Here is a 23668-nt window from a genome sequence, read left to right on the forward strand (position 1 = left end):
GGTGAATAAAGCATGGTGAAAAAAGAGTGGCAGCAGCCTAAATTGGAAGTGCTGGATGTGAAGCAGACGATGGCTTCGACTCATAACGGGCCTCTTACCGATGAAGCTTACATACCGGGCAGAAACTCTGATGATCCTCGCTTCACTAGCTAATGCCTTATTTATAGCTTCAGCACTAAGGGCCCTTATACATCACCGAGAGTATAGGGGCTCTTCTCTTAGCTTAACCAACCGAACGTGTTTGGAGTGAGTACCATGATTCAGACGGAAAATAAGGTCGTATACAAAGCTTTTGACTTATCCATCGCAAGCGGCATGGAATTGCCGGAATTGCCTGTGATTCATCGCAGTACCGGGCGGGCCGATGTGGAAATCATAGTCGATCCTGCTGCGCGGTTCGGAGCCGGGCTCGAAAGCCGCCCTTATTACCATGACGTGCGGAACGGAGAAGTGACGTTCCATGTTCCCGGCAATGCGAATTACTCGATTCGGGAAGGAAGGGTCATTACGGTAGCGCCTCTGCCGTCGGCCGATGAAGGTCTGACACGGCTGTACGTGCTCGGAACCTGCATGGGCGCGCTGCTAATGCAAAGAAGAAAGTATCCGCTGCACGGAAGCGCCGTTGCTATCGGGGGCAAAGCCTATGCCATCGTAGGGGAATCGGGAGCGGGCAAATCGACCTTGGCTTCCGCCTTTATCCAGGCCGGCTATACGCTGGTAAGCGACGATCTGATCTCCGTATCGCTGTCTCCCGTGGACGAAACGGCTGTCATAACACCGTCGTTTCCGCAGCAAAAGCTGTGGCGGGAAAGTCTTGAGCAGTTCGGCATGGAAACCGGTACATACCGGTCGATCTACGGCAGGGAGACCAAGTACAGCGTGCCCGTCGCGACGCATTATTGCGCTCAGCCTTTGCCGCTCGGCGGCGTTATCGAACTGGTCAAAACGGAGGAGCCGGAGGTTTCCATCCATCCAATCTCCAAGCTGGACCGGCTTCAGACGCTTTTCCGGCATACGTTCCGCCATTTTCTAATCCCCCGTTTGGGCCTGATGGAATGGCATTTCCAAACTTCGGCCGCGATAGCGGGGCAGGCAGCTATGTTCCAATTGAGAAGACCTGCCGGCGGTTTTACCGCTCCTCAGTTAGTATCGCTGCTTTTAGAGAATTTGCGTATGGAGGAATAGAGCATGATTCCAAATCAAAGTATTGCTTTAACCGATCGTTTTGTGCAAGGAGCGGGAAATATCGTCAGCGACATGGACGGGGAGAAAGTAATGCTGAGCATTCATAACAGCAAGTATTACAACTTGGGCGAAGTCGGAGGCGACATCTGGGAGCAGCTGGCGCAGCCGGCCGAGGTAGAGCGTATCGTAGATTCGCTCATGCGGCAATATGAAGTGGAGCGGGACGATTGCGAGCATCAGGTCGTATCGTTTCTGCAGCATTTGCTGGAGGAAGGATTAATTCAGTGGGCGTAATACGCAAAGCTAGAAATTGGCTTTCTTTAGATTGGAAAACAATGCTTGCTTTTATCGAAGCTTATGTATATTTAGGCTGGGCGCGATTTCTCGTGTCACGGCCGTTTGCCGAAATAACGCCTTCGCTCGGCGAGGCGATGGAAGAGACTCCCGAGACGAGTCTACCGGAACAAGAAGGACGGTTAAGGGTCGTTTACGACGCGGTTCAGATTATGAGCCGGCATACGTTCTGGGAGAGCAAATGCCTCGTCAGGGCGATCGCCGCTTTGAAGATGCTGGAGAGGCGCCGTATCGAGAGCACGCTGTATCTGGGAACGGCCAAGGATGAAGCGGGCAAGCTGATCGCCCATGCCTGGCTGCGCAGCGGCCCTTACTATATTACAGGAGCGGAAGAAATGGGGCGGTTCCGGGTAGTCGGGAAATTCGCCAAACGGATAAGCGATAAAGGAAAATGAAGGTGAATACAATGAGTACTGATTTTCGTTTGGATACGGCGTCTTTCCCCGAGGAGCTGAACCTCATGCTTGCCCTGCTGGGCGGGGAAGCGGGCGATAAGCTGCAAGCGGCCGGGATCGACTGGGACTTGTTTCTGCAGCTGGCAAGACATCACCGGGTCTATCCTTCCCTGTACCATAAGCTGCAGCAGGCCGGAATAAGCGCGATTCCCGCGCATGTGATGCAAGCGCTGCGCGCCGATTACCAGCAAAACATATTCCGGATGCTGCAGCTGAGCGGGGAAATGGAGCAGATCTGCAGAACGCTCGGCGAAGCGAACATTCGCACGCTAGTATTGAAGGGACCCGTTCTGGCGGCCGATCTATACGGCGATCTGTCGCTTCGCACATGCGGAGACCTCGATCTGCTCGTCCCGATCGATGATCTGGACCGGGCGGAGCAGCTGCTCGGCCTGCTCGGCTATATCAAAGACGAATATATCCAAACCGTACTAAGCGACTGGAAATGGAGACATCATCATATCACCTTCTTTCACAGGCACATGGGAATCAAGATTGAGCTTCATTGGCGGCTCGGCCCGGGCCCCGGAAGCGAACCCGGCTTCTACTCCTTATGGCAAAGAAAGAGACTCAGCGCGATTACCCGGCATCCCGTTTATTACTTGGGGAGAGAGGATTTATTCCTGTTTCTGGTCTCCCACGGGGCGCGCCACGGATGGTCCCGGCTGCGCTGGCTGACGGACATTCATCAGCTGTGCCGGCAGCCGCTGGATGATAACAAGCTCCGCGGGCTGCTGGTCAAGTATCGTACTTCGCATATCGCGGCGCAGGCATGGATATTAACCTCGCAGCTGCTGCATACGCCGCTAAGCGAATCATGCCGCCGATGGTCGAAGGAGCAGCGGGCGCGAAGTCTCGCTCAAGGAGCGCTCTACTACATCGGGCAAATGATCAATCTGCACTCCGAGCCGCTGCCGGAAGACGTGTCCCGGTATCACAAACGCCATCTGTTCGCGCTCATGTCCTGTCAGACCAAGCTGCTGTTTATCATGAGCCTCTTGTATCCGTACCCGCATGACGCGGAGACGCTGGCGCTGCCCAAAGCTTTGCACTTTCTTTATTTCCCTCTGCGTCCTTTTCTGTGGGCTTGGAGAAAAACAAAGAAAGTACGCCTTATCGTAGCAAGGAGCGGAATAAAATGAAGCAGGTGCTGTACTTCGCCCGCAAGATGCATGCCTATGCCGGAAATATTTTATTTGTCAATCTGCTTGGGATGACGCTTGTCGGCTTTCTCGACGGAATAGGCATGTTCCTGCTGATTCCGCTGCTGAGTCTGATCGGCATCCTCCAAATCAACGCCGGAAGTATCCCTTTGGCGGGCGGCTTGGACTTGCTGAAGGAGCTGCCGGGACCGCTCAGCCTGCTGATCGTGCTTGCGATTTATGCCGCGCTCGTGATCGGGCAGGCCTTAATCCAGCGCAATTTAAGCCTCAGAGATATTCGAATCCACACCGGGTTTATCAACCACGTTCGGATGGAAACGTATCGATCCCTGCTGCAGGCCGATTGGGACTTCTTTATTAAACGGAGAAAGTCGGATTTCATCCATGCGATGACCGACGAGCTCGGGCGGGTGACGAACGGCACGTACGTATTTCTGCAGTTTGCGGCGTCGCTGGTGTTTACCCTCATCCAGATCGCCATTGCATTCTGGTTATCGGCCAAACTGACCTTGTTCGTGATAGGCTGCGGTCTGCTGCTCGCCTTCTTCTCCCGCGTGTTGATCCGGCGATCGAGAACGCTCGGCGGCCAAACGTCGGAGCTGGCCAGGAGCTATATCGCCGGGATTACGGATCATTTTAACGGAATTAAAGATATCAAGAGCAATATGCTGGAGGAATCCCGCAACCGCTGGCTTGCGGAGTGGTGCGAGCGAATCGGCGAGGAGAGGTACGGGCACGCCAAACTGCGCTCCGACTCCCAGTTGTACTATAAGGCGGCCTCCGCATTGATCATAGCGGCATTCGTCTACTTATCGAGCTACCTGTTTCATACGCAAGGGGGGCAATTGCTGCTCATCATGATGATCTTCTCGCGGCTGTGGCCGCGCTTCACCGGCATCCAGTCCAATCTGGAGCAGATCGCTTCGGCCCTCCCTGCGTTTGCCTCGCTGCTTCAGCTTCAAGAGCAGTGCCGGGCGTCAAGAGAAATCCGGGACGGCGAGCTTGCGCCGGAGGACGTAGCTCCGCTTGCCGTGGAGCGCGGCTTGGAATGCCGCGGCGTCAGCTTCCGCTATAACCGGCAGGAGCCGGTGCGGGCATTGGAGCGGATCGATCTGTACATTCCGGCGATGCGGATGACGGCGGTGATCGGACGGTCCGGCGCCGGGAAAAGCACCTTGATCGATATGCTGATGGGGCTGCTGCGGCCCGAAGAAGGGCAAGTGCTGGTTGACGGCGTTCCCTTAGGCGGCCGTCTTCTGCAGCGTCTCAGGAAGGCCGTCGGCTATGTGCCGCAGGACCCGCTGCTGTTCGGCGGCAGCATCAGGGAGAACCTGCTTCTGATCGATCCGGAAGCATCGGAACGTCAGCTGTGGGAGGCGCTGGAATTCGCGGCCGCCGACGAATTCGTCAGACGGCTGCCGCAAGGGCTGGATACGCTGATCGGAGACCGCGGAGTGCGGCTGTCGGGAGGGGAACGCCAGCGGCTTGTTCTCGCCAGAGCGATACTGCGCCGCCCTTCGATTCTCGTGCTGGATGAAGCGACCAGCGCGCTGGACGCCGAGAACGAAGCGCGGATTCAGGAGGCGCTGGAGAGGCTCAAGGGCAAGATGACGATCGTCGTTATCGCGCATCGCCTGTCGACCATTCGCAACGCCGACCAAGTCGTCGTGCTCGATCAGGGCAGGATCGTTCAGCAGGGCGGCTTTACGCAGCTGTCCAAGGAGCGGGGCAAGCTGTTCGCACATTTGCTGCGCAATCAGATGATGCCGGATGCCGAGAATAACGACTTGGAGCAGCTGCCTGTCTAGCTGGAGGAAGGAGGGAAGGAATGAAGGCGAAGGTAAGCGTAATTATACCCGTTTATAATGCCGAGCGGTACTTAGCCGAATGCATCGAGTCTCTAATGAAGCAGTCGCTTCAGGAATGCGAGTTTCTGTTTATTGACGACGGTTCAACGGATCGGAGCGCCGGCCTGATTGAGACATATGCCGGGCAGGATAGAAGAATCCAGCTCATCCGGCAGGACAACCAGGGTGTCAGCGCCGCGCGCAACACCGGTCTGCGGGTTGCGTCCGGCGAGTATGTCGGGTTCGTCGATGCGGATGATTATATTGAACCCGATATGATGGCCGTTCTATACGAAGCGGCCGGACAGTATGCCGGCGATGTTGTCATTTCCAACTTCGAAAGCGAGATCGAGGGCCATTGGGTGCAGACCAGCTATCCCTTTCTTACTAACAGGCTGCTTGACCGGGAGTTTGTCAGGAAGGAAATATTGCCTTATTTTTTAAGATCCGACCAATTGAACTCGGTGTGGAACAAGCTTTACAGAAATCAACTGATTCAAGATTGCGGCGCGGCCTTTCCGGATAAGGTAGCGCTTGGGGAAGACGGGATTTTTAATATGCGGGTATTCTGCCATGCCTCCAATGCCGTATATCTCGATTATTGCGGTTATCATTACCGCGAGGTCGACGGCAGCGCGACAAGGAATATCATCGGCAAAGATTACTTCCAGCGTGCGCTGGAGGTGTATCTTACGGATGTCCCCGAGATGAAAGCCATTCCGCTAAGCAGGGAAGAAATCCGTAAGCTGAAGGCGGTCCGGCTAGTACATAGCGTCATGTCGTATGTGTACCTTTATTTCCAAGCTGCGCAAAAAGTGAGTTTTAAGGCCAGGTTCGCTTATGTCAGCCGGATGATAGCGAATCCGCATGTGCAAGAAGCGCTGGCTTTTTACGCCGATGAAAAAGCCGGGAAATTGGGACGCTACGACCGGTGGCTGTTGGAGGCAATACGCGGGAGATCGGCGATAAGTCTCTACTGCATCACGTCTTATAGCAAATTGAGAAGCGCGGCGAATAAATAGAGTGATATCGTGAATGATCTGGCTAATTAACGGGAGGAATAAGGAAAATGAAGATTATGATGTTTGCTCATGGCGGAAGCTTGAACAGAGGCTGCGAGGCCATTGTGAGGTCCTCAACAAGTCTGATTAAAGAGCGAATCCGCGATGCGAAAGTATACTTGGCGTCCGGCAAGCCCGATACCGATCAGATCATCACAAAATTGGACGGCATTTATGACGGATCTGCCCGAGGCATCCGGAAATATTCCTATGACTGGTTTGTTTCCGCCGTTAAAATGAAGCTGTTTCAGGATGAAACGTATGCGCTCGGGAAAATTCACGATAACATTGTTAGACATATTCCCGGCATGGATGTCTGTTTATCGATTGGCGGAGACAATTACTGCTACGGGGAACAACCGGGGTGGTATGAGATTAACCGGAGAGTCAAAGCATCGGGGAAAAAATTGGTGTTATGGGGCTGCTCAATCGGTGAGGAGGATATGTCGGAAAAGAAACTTGAGGATTTAAAGCGATTCGACCTTATCTTGGCTCGGGAGACGCTGACCTATAATATGCTGGTTCAGAAAGGGCTGACTAACGTTCAATTATGCGCCGATCCGGCTTTTACGATGGAGAAAGAAGAGCTGGAACTGCCGTCGGGTTGGCAGGATGGCAATACGGTCGGTCTAAACTTTAGTCCGCTTGTATGGAAACGCAACGTTCAATCTCAGCAAGCAGTGCGGGAGCTGATTAGCCATATACTGACCACGACCGATATGACCATCGCGCTGACTCCGCATGTAATGGAGGGGGGCAATAACGATTATGAGATGCTTCGGCAGTATTATGAGGAATTCCGAGCTACAGACCGAGTGATTTTGCTGCCGGGAGATTTAAATGCCGTTCAGTATAAGGGCTATATTTCGAGAATGAGATTTTTTGTCGGCGCAAGAACTCATGCTACTATAGCGGCTTATTCCAATTTCGTTCCAACGATGGTATTGGGATACAGCATCAAATCCAAGGGGATTTCCAAAGATATTTTCGGTGAGGAAAAGCTGGTGCTCGGAATTAAGGAAATATCAGACGGTGTCCTTCTTAAAGCAAAATTCGACGAGATGATCCGGGAAGAGCGAGAATTGAGGCAGCGGCTGCAAACATCGATTCCGCACATAAAAAAAATGTCTTATAAAGCCGTTGAACATCTTGGCAAGCTGGTTCAGAGCCGTTGAGGTGGAGTATGAAAAAAAATCTGCTATTTATTATGCCGAGCCTAATGTCCGGCGGCGGGGAAAAAAGCCTGGTAACTCTGCTGAATCAAATTGATTTCCAACAATACAATGTCGATTTGTTTCTGTTGGATCATAACGGCCTGTTTATGGAACTGATCCCGGAGAAGGTTGAGCTGCTGCCTTTAACGGGAGTGTATCATGAGTTCAGGCTGCCTATGCTTAAGGCGTTCCGGAAGCTGTTGCGGCAAGGGTATATTGCACTTGCGTTTCACCGAATAGCATTTACTTTGAGTAATAGAGGCAAGCGCAACATATCACAAAGAGAACAGTACAGCTGGAGGCACATGGCTTCATTTTTAGACCGGCTGCCTAAAACTTATGATGCGGCTATAGGGTTTATGGAGAAAACATCCATCTACTTTTGCGTCGATAAAGTGAATGCGCATCAAAAAATAGGGTGGGTTCATACGGATTATGATCAAATGGGAATGGATTCGCGGTTCGATCACCATTATTACAAGCAACTGGACCGTATCGTAACGGTGTCGGAAGAGTGTGCCAACGTATTAAAAAGACGATTTCCCGATCAACAACATAAGGTGGAGGTAATATATAATATCGTATCTCCCGAATCTATCATCTCTCTGGCCAACCAATCGAAAACGGATGTATATCAAAAAAACAAAGATGAAACGATCATCGTCTCCGTGGGAAGGCTTCACGACCAGAAAGGCTTCGATATGGCCATTGAGTCATGCAGGAAACTGGTTGACCGGGGATATCGCATTAAATGGAATATTATAGGGGAGGGGGAAGAGAGAGGACGACTGGAGCATTTAATTCAAGAATACGATTTATGCGATTACGTTCGATTGCTGGGTTTAAGGTCGAATCCTTATCCCTATATTAAGCAGGCTGATATTTACGCGCAAACTTCCAAGTTTGAAGGCAAGTCCATTGCGATCGACGAGGCCAAAATACTAAACAAACCTATTCTGGTTACTAATTTCAGTACGGCTAGGGATCAGATCAGCGACGGCGTCGATGGGCTCATTGTAGACATGAACGCGGAGGCGATAGCGGAAGGTATTGAAATACTCATTAACGATAAGCAGTTAAGAACGAGATTAATCTATAACTTATCCCGAACGGCGTTAGGCACTGAGGGAGAGATAGAAAAGTTTTATCAATTGTTGACTTAGTACGGAAGCGATCTGCTCCGATTTCTATCATCAAGTTGCAGGAGGAAACGATGAAGCAGAAGATATTGTTTGTCATGAACAATTTGCAATGCGGAGGCGCGGAAAAAGCGCTGATTTCGCTGCTCGAGACGATCGATTACTCCTTGTATGAGGTCGATCTGTATTTGCTCAGGCACTCGGGAATTTTTATGAGCAAAATACCGGCAGCGGTGAAGCTACTGGGAGAACCGCAAGAATATCAGTATTACGATATGCCGATTCGCAAAGCGGTGCTCAACTGCTTAAAACGGGGCAGGATTAACATTGCTTCATTCAGACTGCGGGCGGGTGTTATCTATAAAACGGAAAAAAACAGCGTTCGATGTGAGCAGAGAGTGTGGAAGTATCTGTCGAAATCGTTGAAAAGCATAGATCAGGTCTACGATATTGCCATAGGCTACCTGGAAAAAAATCCGATTTATTTCTGTATTGACAAAGTGAAGGCACGTAAAAAAATCGGCTTTATTCACAATGATTATGACCGCTTGGGCATGGACCCTTCCTATGATAAGACCTACTTCGATAAGCTCGATCATCTAGTTACGGTGTCCGGGGAATGCGGCACTATTTTGAAGAAGCGGTTTCCGAAGTATGCGCACAAGGTAGAAGTCATGCATAATATCGTATCGCCGGCAGCGATTCGAAATTTGGCTATGGAAGATGCGGACTGGAACGCCGCAAACACGATACCCGATTCGCCCGTCGGGCAAACGCCGCCAATCAAGAAGGATTCCGCGATAAAGCTGGTTTCCATCGGCCGACTAAATTATCAGAAGGGCTTTGAAATGGCCGTACAAACCTGCAAGGAGCTTGTAGAAGGAGGATATCCTGTACAATGGTATGTCATTGGGGAAGGAGAGGAGCGGAAAACACTTGAGCGAATGATTAGCGAAAATGGGCTTCAAGACCGGTTTCACCTGCTTGGAGTGAAGGAAAATCCGTATCCTTATATCAGAGAGGCCGATATTTACGTGCAGCCTTCCAGATTTGAGGGGAAATCCATCGCGATAGACGAAGCCAAAATTTTGCATAAGCCAATTGTTGTCACCAATTTCAGTACGGCAAAGGATCAGATCACCGACAGACATAACGGATTGATCGTAGAGATGGATGCCCGGTCCATCGCTCAAGGAATCAAGGCGCTATTGGAAGATGCTTCGTTGCGACGGCAATTGTCGGTTAATTTAGAGAAGGAGCCGCTTGGCACCGAAACGGAAATCGAAAAGCTGTATGCGTTATTTGACTCAAAAAAATAAGCAAGGTAGAAAGGACAGATTCTGTGATAGCTCTCATCGTATGTCTACTGCTGTTTGCTCTCATCATTGTGGTCATATTGATCGACATTGTCCCTATCTTCAAAGATTGGCTGAGCCGGATTCATATTGGAAGATTCCAAGACAAGCAACTATGGAGCCGCTCGATCACGAACGTCGGAATTCAATGGCTCAATCATACTCCTCAAATTAAAGTGACTGATAATACGAGACTGGTCGCTATCGATATGCTGAAGGGCAACTATTCGAAGAACTCTATTCAGCATTGGCAGGAAGCTTCCCTGCTCATGGGTCTGGCCGAGTATGTGAAGCGAAGCGGCGATCAGGAAGTAAAGCGGGAAATTGAGAAGTTTTTGGCCTCCAAGTTTGACCGTGATGGCGAGTGGGTGGAAAAGCCCGAGCAAGTGGACGCGGCCATTTTGGCTTATGCCGTTATGAAGCTCGATTTCATCAATACTGATCATTACAAGAAGGCGCTCGAGACGACATGGGAACTTATTCGCGATCATCTAGGAACGGACGGCACGGTGGCTTACCGCAAATTTATGCCTAACTATCGGTATGTTGATACGATCGGTTTCATCTGCCCGTTTCTCGTTTGCTACGGTCTTCGTTACCGCCAGGAAGCTTGCGTGGATTTGGCTGTCAAGCAAATTTTATCTTATGAAAAGCACGGCATGCTGGAAGGGCATCATATCCCCAGCCACGCTTATCAAATCGATAACAAGCTGCCGCTCGGATTGTACGGCTGGGGGCGCGGGCTCGGCTGGTTCGCCATCGGGCTTGTCGATGCCTGGAATGAGCTTCCCGCAGGGCATAAGGCCAAGAAGACGCTGGAAAACAGTGTACGCAAATTCGCCGTCGCCGCGATGGCGTTCCAGCAAGCCGACGGAAATTGGAGCTGGACAGTAACGCGTCAAGAATGCAGAGCCGACTCTTCAACGACCGCGACGCTGGGCTGGTTTATGCAGCAGGCTTCCAGGATTGAGGATATATCGGCGGACTGCTTGGAGAGCGCGGAACGCGCCGTTCGTTATCTTATGAAGGCCACCCGCCGAAACGGGGCCGTCGATTTCTCGCAAGGCGACACGAAGGATATCGGGGTTTACTCGATGTTATTTAACATATTGCCGTTTACGCAAGGCTTTTGTATTAGGCTAATGAACTCCATTCATGTCGGACCTTAAGGTTATGAGGAATTCTATGTTAAAGAAGATCATTTGTTTTTTGAGGGCGCGTATTCGCAAGTGCTTATTGGAGGAATTGTGGCTAGAGGACTACATCCGAATGGGAATGAGAGTAGGCCAGAACTGTTCGATTCAGCCTGGAGTGGTGTTCGATTATTCGCACTGCTGGCTGATCCGTATCGGAGATAACGTCACGATTGCTCCCTACGCTTATCTGTTGACTCATGATGCAAGCACTAAGCAGTTGAACCAGTATACCAAAGTCGGCAGCATCACAGTAGAGGACGATGTATTTATAGGAGCTCGCGCTCTAATCATGCCCGGAGTTACTCTAGGGCGGGGATGTATTGTCGCTGCGGGCAGTATTGTTACCAAGTCTGTGCCTCCAGAGGTCATCGTTGGCGGTGCTCCGGCCAAGTTCATCTGCACAGTAGAGGAATATGCGCGTAAAAATAACGAGCTCTTGGAAAAGAAAACAGTGTATGATCGAGACTTCACGATCGGCGGCCGGATTTCAGCGGAAAAAAAACGCAAAATGTATGAAGAACTAATCAACGATATTGGCTATGTGGTCTAATCTTTAAATAATGGGGAAAATGATGCGAACAAAAAACTCGATCATCAACATATCGGTAGGGCTCGGCAACCAGCTCATCATTACGCTGCTCAGCTTTTTTTCCAGAACGGTGTTTATCCATACGCTGGGCTTGGATTATTTGGGAGTGAACGGACTGTTCACGAACATCCTGTCCATGCTCTCGCTCGCAGAAGCGGGAATCGGCTCCAGCATTATTTATCATCTGTACAAACCGGTGGCGGATCAGGACCGGCACAAAATCATTCTGCTGATGAAGCTGTATAAAAAGGCGTATTGGATCATAGCTATCATTGTATCGCTGCTGGGATTGTCGCTCATGCCGTTTCTCCCGCATGTCGTCAAAGATTCGAGCGTGGAGCATGTTCACCTGATCTATCTCGTATTTTTGATCAACACGGTCGCCCCCTATTTCTACCAGCATAAAAACTCGTTCTTAAGCGTTCAGCAAAAAGGATATATAGTAACCGGCCTGTATTCCGTCTCGTCCATCGTGTCGGCGGGCCTGAGAATAGGCATCTTGTACTATACGCAAAATTACATTTTGTATTTGGTTATAGACAGCTTTATCACGATCTCCAACAGCATCATTCTCTCGTTCATCGTCGATAAAATGTATCCGTATTTGAAAAATAAAGTGAACGACGTGCTGGATGCGGTTACCAAAAGCAGCATTTTCAAAAATGTTAAAGCGATCGTCCTGCAAAATGTCGGCACATATCTGATCTTCGGAACGGACAATATCATCATCTCGACTTATGTCAGTATAGCCGCGGTAGGGCTGTATTCGAATTACAATATGCTGATCGACATATGTCGTACGTTCGTCAACCAAGTATTCAACAATCTGTATCACAGCATCGGCAATTTGGTGGCCAAGGAGAGCAAGGATAAAATTTACAGCGTCTACAAGGTGACTATGCTGCTTAATTTCTGGCTGTATTCCTTTTGCGCGATAGGCATGTACGTGCTTATTGAACCGTTCATTACGCTGTGGATCGGCCCGAAGTTTCTCATGGGGCAGCTTGTGCTCATTGTTCTGATGGTGACGTTCTATGAGAGAGGGATGAGAAATTCGATCAGCACGGTCAAGACGACGGCAGGCATCTTCCATGAGGACCGGTATGCCCCTTTGGCGCAGGCCGCGATCAATCTGGGCTTCTCGCTCTGGCTGGTTCAATCGATAGGGATTGCCGGGGTGTTCATCGGAACGTTAATCAGCGCCGTATTGGTTCCGTTCTGGACGACGCCGTATCTCGTGTACAAGAAAGTGTTCCAAAGGCCTTTGTTCCATTACTATGCTCGCTATTTGGGCTATGCGGGAATCGGGGCGGCCGCTTGTTATGCGACCTATCTGTTATGCGGCTGGATTCCCGGCGGTACGATCACGGGATTCATGCTGAAGGCCATTGTATGTCTGACAATACCGAACTTGATTTATGTAATGCTGTTCTATAAAACGGATGAATTTCAATATGTATGGGGCATTGCGTCCGGACTCGTGCCGAAGCTGCTTAAGAGGGGGAGAAGGACGGCGCATCCCGAAGTAAGCTCGGGAAATTCATAAGGCGGGAGGGTTGACAAATTCTTTATAAAGAACTACAATAAATATATTGTCGATGAACCCAACAGTCTCGACGTTCTTTTTTACCAAATTTGTTCTTTATAAAGAATTTTTCGACGGAATTCTTTGAAATAGCGGAAAATTCTATGCCATTGTACCCGATAATCGCCTCTTAGGACCTACTACAAGAGAACTACCGCTTGTCCCGTTTTTCAAGCCGCTGATGGCGGCATTTCCTAATAGAGAATATTTTTTTTTGCTAAAGTGTTCTTTATAAAGAACATGTAAAGGAATGTACCAAGTTCCGGCGATGTCTCCTTGCCGTTATCGATGGAGGCACTCGGCCATGCTGTGGGTTAATGGCAACCTTAGACGCCAGTCGTCAAGGGTGTGGCGTGAGGAAGGGTTAGATGCCCTGCATTTCATTAAAGGGTTTAAATATATGGTCTTTGTTCCAAAGGCCGTATACTTAAGAACTTTATTGAGAGGGTGAGCTTTTTGTCATACCGTCAAAGATTATCGTTGCTCATTATCGTCGATTCGTGCATTGTGCTCAGCGCTATCTTTTTCAGCCGGTTTTTGCTCAGCGCGGATCTCCATGTTGTCACGTTTCCCCTTGTCGTTAGTGCCATTACGCTGCTGCTCAGCCACCATGCGTTTGCGATGGTTTACAAGCTTTATAAGAAAGCCTGGCAGTATGCCAGTATCGGCGAGCTGCTCTGCATCTTCAAGGCCGTGACGTTCTCGATTATCGCCGCCGCCTTGATTCAGGAAATTATCGTTCAGGATATTTACTTCCGGCTGCTCGCGGTGACCTGGATGCTGCACATGCTGCTGATCGGCGGCTCGCGCTTTTGCTGGCGGCTGTTCAGGGATTCGTACATCCCGCAAGCTGCGAATAAGAAGCGCACGCTCATTATCGGCGCCGGCTCGGCGGGGACGATGGTCGTCCGCCAGCTGATGAACAATCAGGAGGCGGAGCTGCAGCCGGTCGCTTTTATCGACGACAACGTGAAGATTCAGCAGCTCGATATTTTGGGCATTCCGGTCATCGGCGGCGTCGATCAGATCGAGCGGGCCGTCAAGGAGCTGCAGATCGACAGTATTATCATCGCGATTCCTTCGCTCGGCCGGAAAGGATTGAACACGATTTTCCAGGAATGCGCAAAAACCAAAGCCAAGACGCAAATTTTGCCGAGGCTGGAGGATCTGATGACCGGCAAGCTGTCCGTCAACCAGTTCCGCGACGTTCAGGTGGAGGATTTGCTGGGCCGGGAGCCGATTGAGCTCGATATCGACAGCATCTCCGATTACATAACCGGCAAGGTTGTGCTCGTCACAGGAGCCGGGGGCTCGATCGGGTCGGAAATTTGCCGGCAGATTACGAAGTTCAATCCGCTAAAGCTTGTTTTGCTCGGACACGGGGAGAACAGCATTTATTCCATCGAGATGGAATTGAAGGATCTATGCGAGCATACATCGATCGAGTTCATTACGGAAATTGCAGATATTCAAGACGGCAAGAAGATGATGTCGATTATGAGCAAGCATCGCCCGAACGTCGTGTATCACGCCGCCGCCCATAAGCATGTGCCGCTGATGGAGAAAAACCCGGAGGAAGCGGTCAAGAACAATGTGATCGGAACGATGAACGTCGCCAAGGCGGCAAGCAAATACGGAGTCAATACGTTCGTGATGATTTCTACCGACAAGGCGGTCAACCCGACCAGCGTTATGGGCGCAACCAAGCGGATGGCCGAAATGATCATCCAGCACATGGACAAAATTAGCGAAACCCGGTTCGTCGCCGTTCGCTTCGGCAATGTGCTCGGGAGCCGGGGCAGCGTCATCCCGCGCTTCAAGCAGCAGATTGAAAAGGGCGGGCCGGTGTCCGTCACGCATCCCGACATGATCCGCTATTTCATGACGATACCGGAAGCGTCGCGGCTTGTCATTCAAGCCGGCGCGCTGGCCCGGGGCGGAGAAATCTTCGTGCTGGACATGGGAGAGCCGGTAAAGATCGTCGATTTGGCCAAAAACTTAATCAAGCTGTCCGGCCATTCCGTGGAAGATATCGGCATCGAATTTACCGGCGTCCGTCCGGGGGAGAAGCTGTTTGAGGAGCTGTTGAAGGCGAACGAGATCGAAGAACAGCAAGTATATCCGAAAATTTATATCGGCAAGACGGCCGATCTGTACATGGATGAGATCAGAGATATGATATCGGTTTACTCTACTTTGGATAAAGCGAAGCTAAGAGAGCGGCTGCTCGACTTGGCGAACAGCAACAAGGTGATTCCGATGTCCAAAAAATTAATATCCATTGGTTAAAAAGGAGTGTTATGACGATGAAAGTTAGAAAAGCGATTATACCGGCCGCCGGGCTCGGCACCCGATTTCTTCCCGCCACGAAGGCGATGCCTAAAGAGATGCTGCCTATCGTCGATAAGCCGACCATTCAATATATCGTCGAAGAAGCGGTGGAATCCGGGATTGAGGATATTATTATTGTGACGGGCAAAGGCAAACGGGCGATTGAAGACCATTTCGACAGCTCCTTCGAATTGGAGCAAAATCTGCTGGAGAAGCAGAAGTTCGATCTGCTGAGCGAGGTTCAGAAGTCTACCAACATGGTCGACATTCACTATATCCGGCAAAAGGAGCCTAAAGGCCTGGGGCACGCGATCTGGTGCGCGCGCAAGTTCATCGGAGACGAACCGTTCGCCGTCCTGCTCGGCGACGATATCGTCCGCGCTCCGAAGCCGTGCTTGAAGCAGATGATCGAGCTGTACGATCATTACCGTTCCTCGATCATCGGGGTGAAGCATGTGTCCGATGCGGAAGTGTCGCGCTACGGGATCGTCGACGGCAATCCGATGGATGAGCGCTTCTACAAGGTGAAGCATCTGGTCGAGAAGCCGTCGCGGGAGAATGCGCCGTCGAATCTGGCGATCATGGGCCGCTACATATTAAGTCCTCGCATATTCGAGATTTTGCACGATCAGGCGCCGGGCGCAGGGTCCGAAATTCAGCTGACCGACGGCATCGCCGAGCTGAATAGGCGGGAAGCGGTATACGCCTATGAGTTTCACGGCACCCGCCACGATGTCGGCGAGAAGCTGGGCTTTATTCAGACGACGATCGAATTTGCGCTGCAGCGTGACGATCTGCGGTACGAACTGCTGGACTATATGTCCAAAGTGATGGAAAAAGAGCTGATTAAATAGGTGACGCATATGGCAAAAAAAGTGCTGTTCTGCGCAACGGTGGACTATCATTTCCAAGCGTTTCATCTTCCCTATATGAAGTGGTTCCAGGAGCAAGGGTGGGAGGTTCATGTTGCCGCCAGCGGGAAGCTGGAGCTCCCCTATACGGATAAGAAATTCGACATACCGTTTCGGCGTTCTCCGTTCAAGCTGGGCAATATCGACGTATACGCCAAGCTGAAATCTATTATCGACGATAACAATTATGAGCTGGTTCACTGCCACACGCCGATGGGAGGCGTGCTGGCCCGGCTGGCTGCGCGCGGGGCGCGCAGGCGCGGAACCCGAGTGCTGTATACCGCACACGGGTTTCATTTTTGCAAGGGGGCACCGCTCTTGAACTGGCTCGTTTACTATCCGATCGAGAAGATGCTGTCCCGCTATACGGACCGCCTGATCACCATTAACGAAGAAGATCACAGGCTGGCTGTGGAACGGCGGTTCAAGGCGGGACGCGTGGATCGCGTACATGGCGTCGGAGTCGACTTGGAGCGGTTCCGGCCGCTCGGCGATCAGGCGAGGCAGGAAGCGCGGGCGAAGCTGGGTTACGCCCCGGACGACTTCCTGATGTTTTATGCGGCGGAGTTCAACCGCAATAAAAATCAGCAGTGGCTGATCCGGGCGTTAGCCTTGGCCGGCAGCGACGCCCCCCGGGCTCGTCTGCTGCTGGCCGGAGAAGGCGAGCTCAAGGAAGCATGCGCCAACCTGGCGAGAGAGCTGGGCGTAGAACGGCAGGTCGAGTTTCTCGGCTACCGCAGCGATATCGCCGAGCTGCTGCCGCTATGCGACGCGGCCGTCGCTTCCAGTCTGAGGGAAGGGCTGCCCGTCAATATTATGGAGGCCATGGCCTGCGGGCTGCCCGTCATAGCGACGGAAAACCGCGGTCACTCCGAGCTGATCGCCGACGGCCTGAGCGGCTACGTAATCCGGGGACTGGATGAGCGGCAGTGCGCCGAGCGAATCGCGCAGCTGAGCCAATCCCGCGCGCTGCGCGAGCGGATGGGACGCGAGAGCAGAGACCGGATGCGCCACTATTCGCTGGAGCGGGTCGGGGTAGAATTAACCGGCATTTATGCCCATTACTTTCTGGAGGGCGGAGATGAAACCAAAAGTAAGTATAGTGGTGCCTATATATAATATGGAAGCTTATTTGGAGCGCTGTCTGGATGCGCTGCTGACGCAAACGCTGACCGCTATCGAGATTATCGCGGTAAACGACGGCTCCACCGACCGCTCCGGACATATTCTCGATCGTTATGCCCGGCAGGACAAGCGAATTATCGCGATTCACAAGAAGAACGGCGGCGTCTCCTCCGCTCGCAATGAAGGGATGAGGGCGGCTTCCGGGGAGTTCATCGGCTTCGTCGATCCCGACGATTGGGTCGACGGGCACATGTATGAGACCTTGTACGAACAGGCAGTCAGCGAGGATGCCGACATCGTGATGTGCACGTACATCCGCGAGTTCGGCACCCATGCCAAGGAGAAGATGTTCCAGCTTCCCGAGAAGGTCAGCTACGACGGACAGGAGGTGCGCGACCATCTTCTTAGACGTCTGATCGGTCCGCTGAACGAAGAGATCGCGAGCCCCGAGCTACTGGATGCATGGGGCACGGTGTGGTCCAAGCTGTACCGCGCCGATCTGCTTCAGCGGAACGGGCTCTCGTTCGTCGACCTTAAGATCGTCGGAACGAATGAAGATTCGCTGTTTAATATTCACGCTTGCTATCATGCGCGCAAATTCGTGTTTATCAATAAACCTTTTTACCATTATTGGAGGGTGAACGACAGCTCCGTCACCACCGGCTATAAGCCGGATTTGAAGGAACAATGGTTCAGCCTCTATCAGTTTATGGAAGATTTTATCGAAGCGAACGGGCTCCCCTCCGAATACCGGCAGGCGCTGCATAACCGGATCTGCCTGAATACGCTGGGACTCGGCTTGAATACGATAAGCCCCGGCAATAAAGCCCCGGCGTACAAGAAGGTTCAGAAGCTGTCGGCGATTTTGCGCGATCGGAGAATCCGGCAATCGTTCAGTCGGTTCGAGACCGGCCGCTGTTCGCATGTATGGAGAATCTTTTATTCCTTCGCCAAATTCCGCTTCGCAATCGGCTATTACTTGATGCTGTTAGCCGTGGAGCGGCTGAGAAAAATAGCAAGATAGGGGGGATCGGCGCTGAACGCGATCCGAGTGCTTCAAGTGGCTACCATTATGAACCGGGGCGGGCTGGAAACGATGCTCATGAACTATTACCGGCAAATGGACCGCAGCCGCATCCAATTCGATTTTATGGTGCATCGCGAGGAACAAGGCCATTACGATGAAGAAATTATGAAGCTGGGAGGACGCATCTTTCGGATGCCGCAGATCAAGCCCGGCAATTACAGGTTGTATTTTAAGCGATTGGATGCGTTCTTCGCCGAGCATTCGGAATACCGCGTCGTTCACTCGCACATCAACGAGAACAGCAGCTTTGTACTTCGCGCTGCGAAGCGGGCCGGCGTTCCTTGCCGCATAGCTCACAGTCATTTAAGCGATCTCGGGCTGGATTTGAAGCTGCCGTTTCGCTTATACGCGCGGTATGCAATGAAGGATAATCCGAATCAATATTTCGCCTGCTCCCGCAACGCCGGCCAATGGCTGTTCGGCAAAGACATCACATCTTCGGAGGGCATTACGGTTTTGAATAATGCCGTTCATGTCGAGCAGTTCCAATTCGACGCCTCCGTCCGCGATCGCATTAGAGGGGAACTGCAGGCCGGCGGCAAGCTGGTAATCGGGCATATCGGCCGATTCAATAAACAGAAAAATCACGGGTATCTGCTCGATATTTTTCAAGAGGTACACCGGCAGCGGCCTGATTCGATGCTCGTCATGGCAGGGGACGGTTATCTGCGCCCGGCCATCGAGAGAAAGGCAGCTGAGCTTGGACTCTCGCAGGCAGTCAGGTTTCTCGGCGTCAGGGAAGATGTCGCCGATCTGATGCAGGGGATGGACTGCTTCTTGTTCCCTTCGTTATTCGAAGGCTTGCCCGTCGTTATGGTCGAGGCCCAGGCCGCCGGACTGCGATGCTTCGCCTCCGATGCGATCACGCGGGATACGGATGTGACGGGGCGCGTGCAGTTCCTCAGTCTGAAGGCATCGCCGGAGGCTTGGGCTTCACGCATTCTTGCCTCGTCCTACGAGCATGCGGATACCTCGGAGCTGCTGCGTTCTCGCGGGTACGACGCCGCGTCGATGACCAAATGGCTTGCCGATTATTATTTGAAACATGTGGGGGGATAGATAGAGCATGTCTCCGACATTAACCGTATTTACGCCGACCTACAACCGCGCGTACACGCTTCATTTATGCTATGAAAGCTTGAAGAGGCAGACCAGCAGAGACTTCGTCTGGCTCATTATCGACGACGGCTCCTCGGATTCGACGCGGGAGCTGGTGCAGAGCTGGATTGATGAAGGAAGCGTGCCGATTCGCTACCATTACCAGGAAAATCAAGGCATGCACGGAGCGCATAACACCGCCTACGAACTGATCGACACGGAGCTTAATGTTTGCATCGATTCGGACGACTACATGGCGGACGACGCGGTCGAGAAGATCGTCTCCTTCTGGCGCAGCCACGGCAGCGCGAAGTATGCGGGTATTGTGGCGCTGGACGCTTCTGTGGACGGGACCATGATCGGAACCAGAATGCCGGATCATATCGAGGCCTCGACGCTGTCCGGCTTGTATGCCGTTCACAAGGTCAAAGGGGATAAGAAATTGGTGTATCGTTCGGAGCTGACGCGCAAATGTCCTCCGTATCCGATTTTTCCCGGTGAAAAATATTGCCCGTTGAGCTATAAATACGTCCTTATCGATCAAGAGTGCCCGCTGCTCATTATGAATGAGATCGTATGCTTTGTAGAATATTTGGCCGACGGGTCCAGCATGAATATGATCCATCAATATCGTCGAAACCCGAGAGGTTTCTTATTTTTTCGCCAGGTTGCAATGAAATTCGCTCCGACCTATAAGGATCGACTGCGGGAGATGATACATTACGTATCTGGGAATCTGATGATCCGCAATTACCGATTCCTCTTGGAATCGCCGTACAAATGGACGACACTGCTGGCGGTTCCCTTCGGGTTGGCGCTGTATGCTTACATCCAAAAGACGGGCAAATCCGCCATAATCAAAAATCATCTGTAGGTGCATGCCGCTTAAATTGAAGGGAATGAGGTATGTGGCGGTTTTATATGTGAATATAGCACTTGCCTACATCTTTAGCTTGTGCTCCAGGTGGTTCGTGAAGCCCTCCTCCGTCAAGGCGTTGAAGCCGAACATTTTGCTGGCTTTTTTCGCAGTAGCAACGCTGGTTCTGGTCTCCGGGCTGCGTAATAACATTGGCGACACGTACTACTATATGTACTCGTATCGCCTCAATAACTTTACTTGGGAGACTATCCGGGCGAACAAAGATATCGGTTTCGGTTTGTTTCAAATGGGTTTAAAACAAATTTCCGATAATCCGCAAATTCTCGTATTTTCTACGGCATTAATAACTAATGTTCTGATCATATGGGTTCTCTACCGATATTCGAAGCTATTTGAATTGAGCGTTTATTTATATATAGCTTGCGGGCTTTATACCGTATCAATGAACGGCATTAGACAGTTTATGGCCGGGGCTATCGTGTTCGCCGCAACCAAATACATCTATGAAGGCAATTGGAAAAAATATATTTGCGTCGTTTTGTTCGCGTCGACGATTCATCAAAGTGCGTTTATTTTGATCCCGATCTACTTTATCGTCAGAAGAAAAGCATGGACAGGGGCAACCTTCGTATTGCTTTTCTCCGCCGTTTTTTTGGCCATGGGGTACGGCCAGTTTTCGAATCTATTATTTTCCGCGATTCAAGATACTCAGTACAGCAATTATAAAGATTTTCAAGAAGGTGGGGCCAACATCATCAGGCTTGCCGTTCAAGCGGTGCCTGTCGTATTTGCCTTCTTGGGGCGGGACAAATTGCGGCAAATGGACCCCAGATTAGATTATATCGTAAATATGTGCATTCTCGGCGTCGTATTCATGGTCATTGCGACTCAGAACTGGATATTTGCCAGGTTCATCGTTTATTTCGGCTTATACAATTTGATCCTGCTTTCCTGGATTGTGCATCTCTTTGTCAAAAGAGAACAAAAGTTGATTTATTATTCCATTGTCGTGCTTTACTTTGGCTATTTTTATTATGAAAATGTGATCTCTTTACATATGTACTACAGCAGTGATTATTTGAAATGAAGAAAGCTCGGAAAGGGGCTGAGGAGTTGAATAGCGGCAAGGCGGAAATTCCCCGCGTCATACATTATTGCTGGTTCGGTAAAGGGAAGAAGAATCAAATTATCGTCAATTGCATGAAAAGCTGGGCGAAGCATCTGAAGCCGTATGAAATCGTCGAATGGAATGAGGATAATTTCGATATCTCTTCCAACCTGTACGTTAAGCAAGCGTACGAAGCCGGCAAGTATGCTTTTGTCAGCGATTATGTCAGGCTTTACGCACTGTATCATCATGGCGGCATTTATATGGATACGGACGTCGAGGTTTTAAAGTCTCTGGACCGGTTTAGGCATCATGAGGCCTTTTCCGGCTTTGAAGACGAGAGGCACGTTCCTACGGGAATTATGGGAGCCGTGCAAGGGCATCCGTGGATTAAAGAGCTGCTGGATCATTACAAGGATATCCGCTTTTTGCAGCCGGACGGTTCATTGGATTTGACGACGAATACGAGGGTAATTACAGATCATTGTTTGAACAACGGGCTTGTCCTCAACAACCAGTATCAAGTGCTGCGCAATGGGGTAGCTTTATATCCCCGCACTTATTTTTGCCCGTATGACTACATCAACGGCGCCAACTATATAACGGATGACAGCTATACGATCCACCATTTTGCCAAATCGTGGCTTCCCGCCCATGTTCGCTGGAGAAGCCGCGTTAAGAAAAGTGTAAGCAAGCTTATGGGTCCTGCGATGATCTCCAAGCTACGGAGTATCGTAAACAGGATGTGATCATCTTGATCTGTGAAGGGAAGGTTTGAACATTGAAGAAAAAACTATTGTTTGTTCTTCAGTATCTCCATACGGGGGGAGCGGAAAAAAGCTTAATCACGCTCCTGGAAAGCCTGGATTACCGGAAATATGAAGTGGATTTGCTGTTGTTCGATCATAGCGGAGCTTTGTTTACGATGATTCCGCCGCAAGTGAATGTACTTCCTCCGTTATTTCCATACTATTCGATGCCTTTGCGCGAGGCTTTCCCCGAATGATAACGGAAGGGCGAGTATCGCTAGCCGCCGGAAAGCTACTGGGATCGTTTGCGGGCAAGCTCAGCAAGGGCAAGGGGGTCGGCGCGAGGTGGGAGGTGTATCGCCGCTTCCTTCCGAAGCTAAAGTCCCGGTATGACGTTGCGATTAGCTATCTCGACTTCTTCTGCAACTATTACGTTGCCGAGAAAGTACATGCGGACAAAAAAATTATGTATAACCATATGGATTACGCTTACAGCCAGACACAAGGCTGGCCATGTCCGCGATTGGAGAGAAAAAGCTTCGTGTCCAGTGACTACATTGTTACCGTCGCCGATTCGGCCCGCCGATCGCTCGAATCCTTCTTTCCGGAGCATTCGGACAAAATCCGCGTGATACATAATCGAGTATCCAATGCGACGGTACAAAGGCTGTCGGAGGAGCCTGTCGATAACGACGGCTTTCAAGGCACGAGGGTAGCGACAGTAGCCAGGCTGTGTGATGAAAAAGGGGTCATGCTTGCGCTTGAGGCATGCTCGCAGATCGTATCGGAGGGCTATCCGATACGATGGTATTTGATCGGCACCGGGGGGCTGCAGGGGGAGTTGGAAGAGCGCCTGAAGAGGCTGGGCTTGGAACAGCATTTTATGCTCATGGGCGAAAAGCAAAATCCATATCCGTATGTCAAGGGGGCTGATATCTATGTTCAACCGTCAAAAACGGAAGCCCACTGTATCGCCGTCGAGGAAGCTATTGCGCTACAGCGTCCCATTGTTGTGACGGATATACCGTCGTTCAAGCAGCAAATCACAGATGGAGAAACAGGAATCGTTGTTCCTGCACATGCTCAGGGTCTGGCGGAAGGGATCACCAAGCTCGTTCGTTCCAAGGAACTGCGGGATAAGCTCACGGTGCAGCTTTCTTACGAGCAAAATCGGTATCAGGATGAACTGAACAAGTTTTACGAGCTGATAGAATGTTAACTAACTATGAACCATAA

23 protein-coding genes are annotated in these 23668 nt (G+C 51.0%); all 23 read left to right on the forward strand.

Annotation, left to right across the window (positions count from 1 at the left end; all coding sequences use genetic code 11):
• Positions 1-12 precede the first annotated feature (12 nt).
• The 23 genes from SK3146_RS24865 to SK3146_RS24975 all read left to right on the forward strand — a co-directional run bounded on the left by SK3146_RS24865 (position 13) and on the right by SK3146_RS24975 (position 23651).
• Positions 13-153 (forward strand): paeninodin family lasso peptide, encoded by a 141-nt coding sequence (locus SK3146_RS24865; protein ID WP_249861287.1) that lies wholly within the window; start codon positions 13-15, stop codon positions 151-153.
• A gap of 102 nt (positions 154-255) precedes the next feature.
• Positions 256-1185, forward strand: coding sequence for a phosphoenolpyruvate carboxykinase (ATP) (locus tag SK3146_RS24870; protein ID WP_249861288.1), 930 nt, complete (start codon positions 256-258; stop codon positions 1183-1185).
• 3 nt (positions 1186-1188) lie between these two features.
• On the forward strand, positions 1189-1479 hold the full coding sequence (locus SK3146_RS24875) for a lasso peptide biosynthesis PqqD family chaperone (protein WP_249861289.1): 291 nt from the start codon (positions 1189-1191) through the stop codon (positions 1477-1479).
• Positions 1470-1934 carry a lasso peptide biosynthesis B2 protein gene (locus tag SK3146_RS24880; RefSeq protein WP_249861290.1) on the forward strand — a complete coding sequence of 155 codons (465 nt, stop codon included), beginning with the start codon at positions 1470-1472 and terminating at the stop codon, positions 1932-1934. The genes SK3146_RS24875 and SK3146_RS24880 overlap by 10 nt, the downstream gene beginning before the upstream one ends.
• Positions 1935-1945: 11 nt before the next feature.
• Complete coding sequence (locus SK3146_RS24885; RefSeq protein ID WP_434006820.1) at positions 1946-3136, forward strand: nucleotidyltransferase domain-containing protein; 1191 nt, start codon at positions 1946-1948, stop codon at positions 3134-3136.
• Entirely contained in the window at positions 3133-4965 is a 1833-nt protein-coding gene (locus tag SK3146_RS24890) for an ABC transporter ATP-binding protein (RefSeq protein ID WP_249861292.1), read from the forward strand. The genes SK3146_RS24885 and SK3146_RS24890 overlap by 4 nt, the downstream gene beginning before the upstream one ends.
• A 20-nt stretch (positions 4966-4985) precedes the next feature.
• Complete coding sequence (locus tag SK3146_RS24895) at positions 4986-6026, forward strand: glycosyltransferase family 2 protein (protein WP_249861293.1); 1041 nt, start codon at positions 4986-4988, stop codon at positions 6024-6026.
• 47 nt (positions 6027-6073) lie between these two features.
• Positions 6074-7240 (forward strand): polysaccharide pyruvyl transferase family protein, encoded by a 1167-nt coding sequence (locus SK3146_RS24900; protein WP_249861294.1) that lies wholly within the window; start codon positions 6074-6076, stop codon positions 7238-7240.
• A gap of 8 nt (positions 7241-7248) precedes the next feature.
• Complete coding sequence (locus SK3146_RS24905) at positions 7249-8442, forward strand: glycosyltransferase (protein ID WP_249861295.1); 1194 nt, start codon at positions 7249-7251, stop codon at positions 8440-8442.
• A gap of 50 nt (positions 8443-8492) precedes the next feature.
• A complete protein-coding gene (locus SK3146_RS24910; RefSeq protein WP_249861296.1) occupies positions 8493-9737 on the forward strand; it encodes a glycosyltransferase in 1245 nt (414 codons plus the stop codon).
• 23 nt (positions 9738-9760) lie between these two features.
• Positions 9761-10942, forward strand: coding sequence for a glycoside hydrolase family 88 protein (locus tag SK3146_RS24915; protein WP_249861297.1), 1182 nt, complete (start codon positions 9761-9763; stop codon positions 10940-10942).
• Positions 10943-10958: 16 nt separating this feature from the next.
• Positions 10959-11519, forward strand: coding sequence for an acyltransferase (locus tag SK3146_RS24920; RefSeq protein WP_249861298.1), 561 nt, complete (start codon positions 10959-10961; stop codon positions 11517-11519).
• A gap of 22 nt (positions 11520-11541) precedes the next feature.
• Positions 11542-13104 carry a lipopolysaccharide biosynthesis protein gene (locus tag SK3146_RS24925; RefSeq protein ID WP_249866430.1) on the forward strand — a complete coding sequence of 521 codons (1563 nt, stop codon included), beginning with the start codon at positions 11542-11544 and terminating at the stop codon, positions 13102-13104.
• A gap of 495 nt (positions 13105-13599) precedes the next feature.
• Complete coding sequence (locus SK3146_RS24930) at positions 13600-15432, forward strand: polysaccharide biosynthesis protein (RefSeq protein ID WP_283942783.1); 1833 nt, start codon at positions 13600-13602, stop codon at positions 15430-15432.
• Positions 15433-15449: 17 nt separating this feature from the next.
• On the forward strand, positions 15450-16328 hold the full coding sequence (gene galU / locus SK3146_RS24935) for a UTP--glucose-1-phosphate uridylyltransferase GalU (RefSeq protein ID WP_283942784.1): 879 nt from the start codon (positions 15450-15452) through the stop codon (positions 16326-16328).
• A 9-nt stretch (positions 16329-16337) separates the two neighbouring features.
• Positions 16338-17504 carry a glycosyltransferase family 4 protein gene (locus SK3146_RS24940; protein WP_249861301.1) on the forward strand — a complete coding sequence of 389 codons (1167 nt, stop codon included), beginning with the start codon at positions 16338-16340 and terminating at the stop codon, positions 17502-17504.
• On the forward strand, positions 17467-18534 hold the full coding sequence (locus SK3146_RS24945) for a glycosyltransferase (RefSeq protein ID WP_249861302.1): 1068 nt from the start codon (positions 17467-17469) through the stop codon (positions 18532-18534). Before SK3146_RS24940 ends, SK3146_RS24945 begins: the two co-directional genes overlap by 38 nt.
• Before the next feature lie 36 nt (positions 18535-18570).
• Positions 18571-19656, forward strand: a complete 1086-nt coding sequence (locus tag SK3146_RS24950) for a glycosyltransferase family 1 protein (protein WP_249861303.1) — start codon at positions 18571-18573, stop codon at positions 19654-19656.
• Between the two features lie 7 nt (positions 19657-19663).
• Complete coding sequence (locus SK3146_RS24955; RefSeq protein WP_249861304.1) at positions 19664-20569, forward strand: glycosyltransferase family 2 protein; 906 nt, start codon at positions 19664-19666, stop codon at positions 20567-20569.
• Between the two features lie 34 nt (positions 20570-20603).
• Positions 20604-21662 carry an EpsG family protein gene (locus tag SK3146_RS24960; protein ID WP_249866431.1) on the forward strand — a complete coding sequence of 353 codons (1059 nt, stop codon included), beginning with the start codon at positions 20604-20606 and terminating at the stop codon, positions 21660-21662.
• Positions 21663-21688: 26 nt separating this feature from the next.
• Positions 21689-22432 carry a glycosyltransferase family 32 protein gene (locus tag SK3146_RS24965; RefSeq protein WP_249861305.1) on the forward strand — a complete coding sequence of 248 codons (744 nt, stop codon included), beginning with the start codon at positions 21689-21691 and terminating at the stop codon, positions 22430-22432.
• Positions 22433-22464: 32 nt separating this feature from the next.
• Positions 22465-22689, forward strand: a complete 225-nt coding sequence (locus tag SK3146_RS24970) for a hypothetical protein (protein ID WP_249861306.1) — start codon at positions 22465-22467, stop codon at positions 22687-22689.
• Positions 22686-23651 (forward strand): glycosyltransferase, encoded by a 966-nt coding sequence (locus SK3146_RS24975; RefSeq protein ID WP_249861307.1) that lies wholly within the window; start codon positions 22686-22688, stop codon positions 23649-23651. Before SK3146_RS24970 ends, SK3146_RS24975 begins: the two co-directional genes overlap by 4 nt.
• Positions 23652-23668: the final 17 nt, after the last annotated feature.

The organism is Paenibacillus konkukensis (genome assembly GCF_023523925.1).
Taxonomy (GTDB): Bacteria; Bacillota; Bacilli; order Paenibacillales; family NBRC-103111; genus Paenibacillus_S; species Paenibacillus_S doosanensis.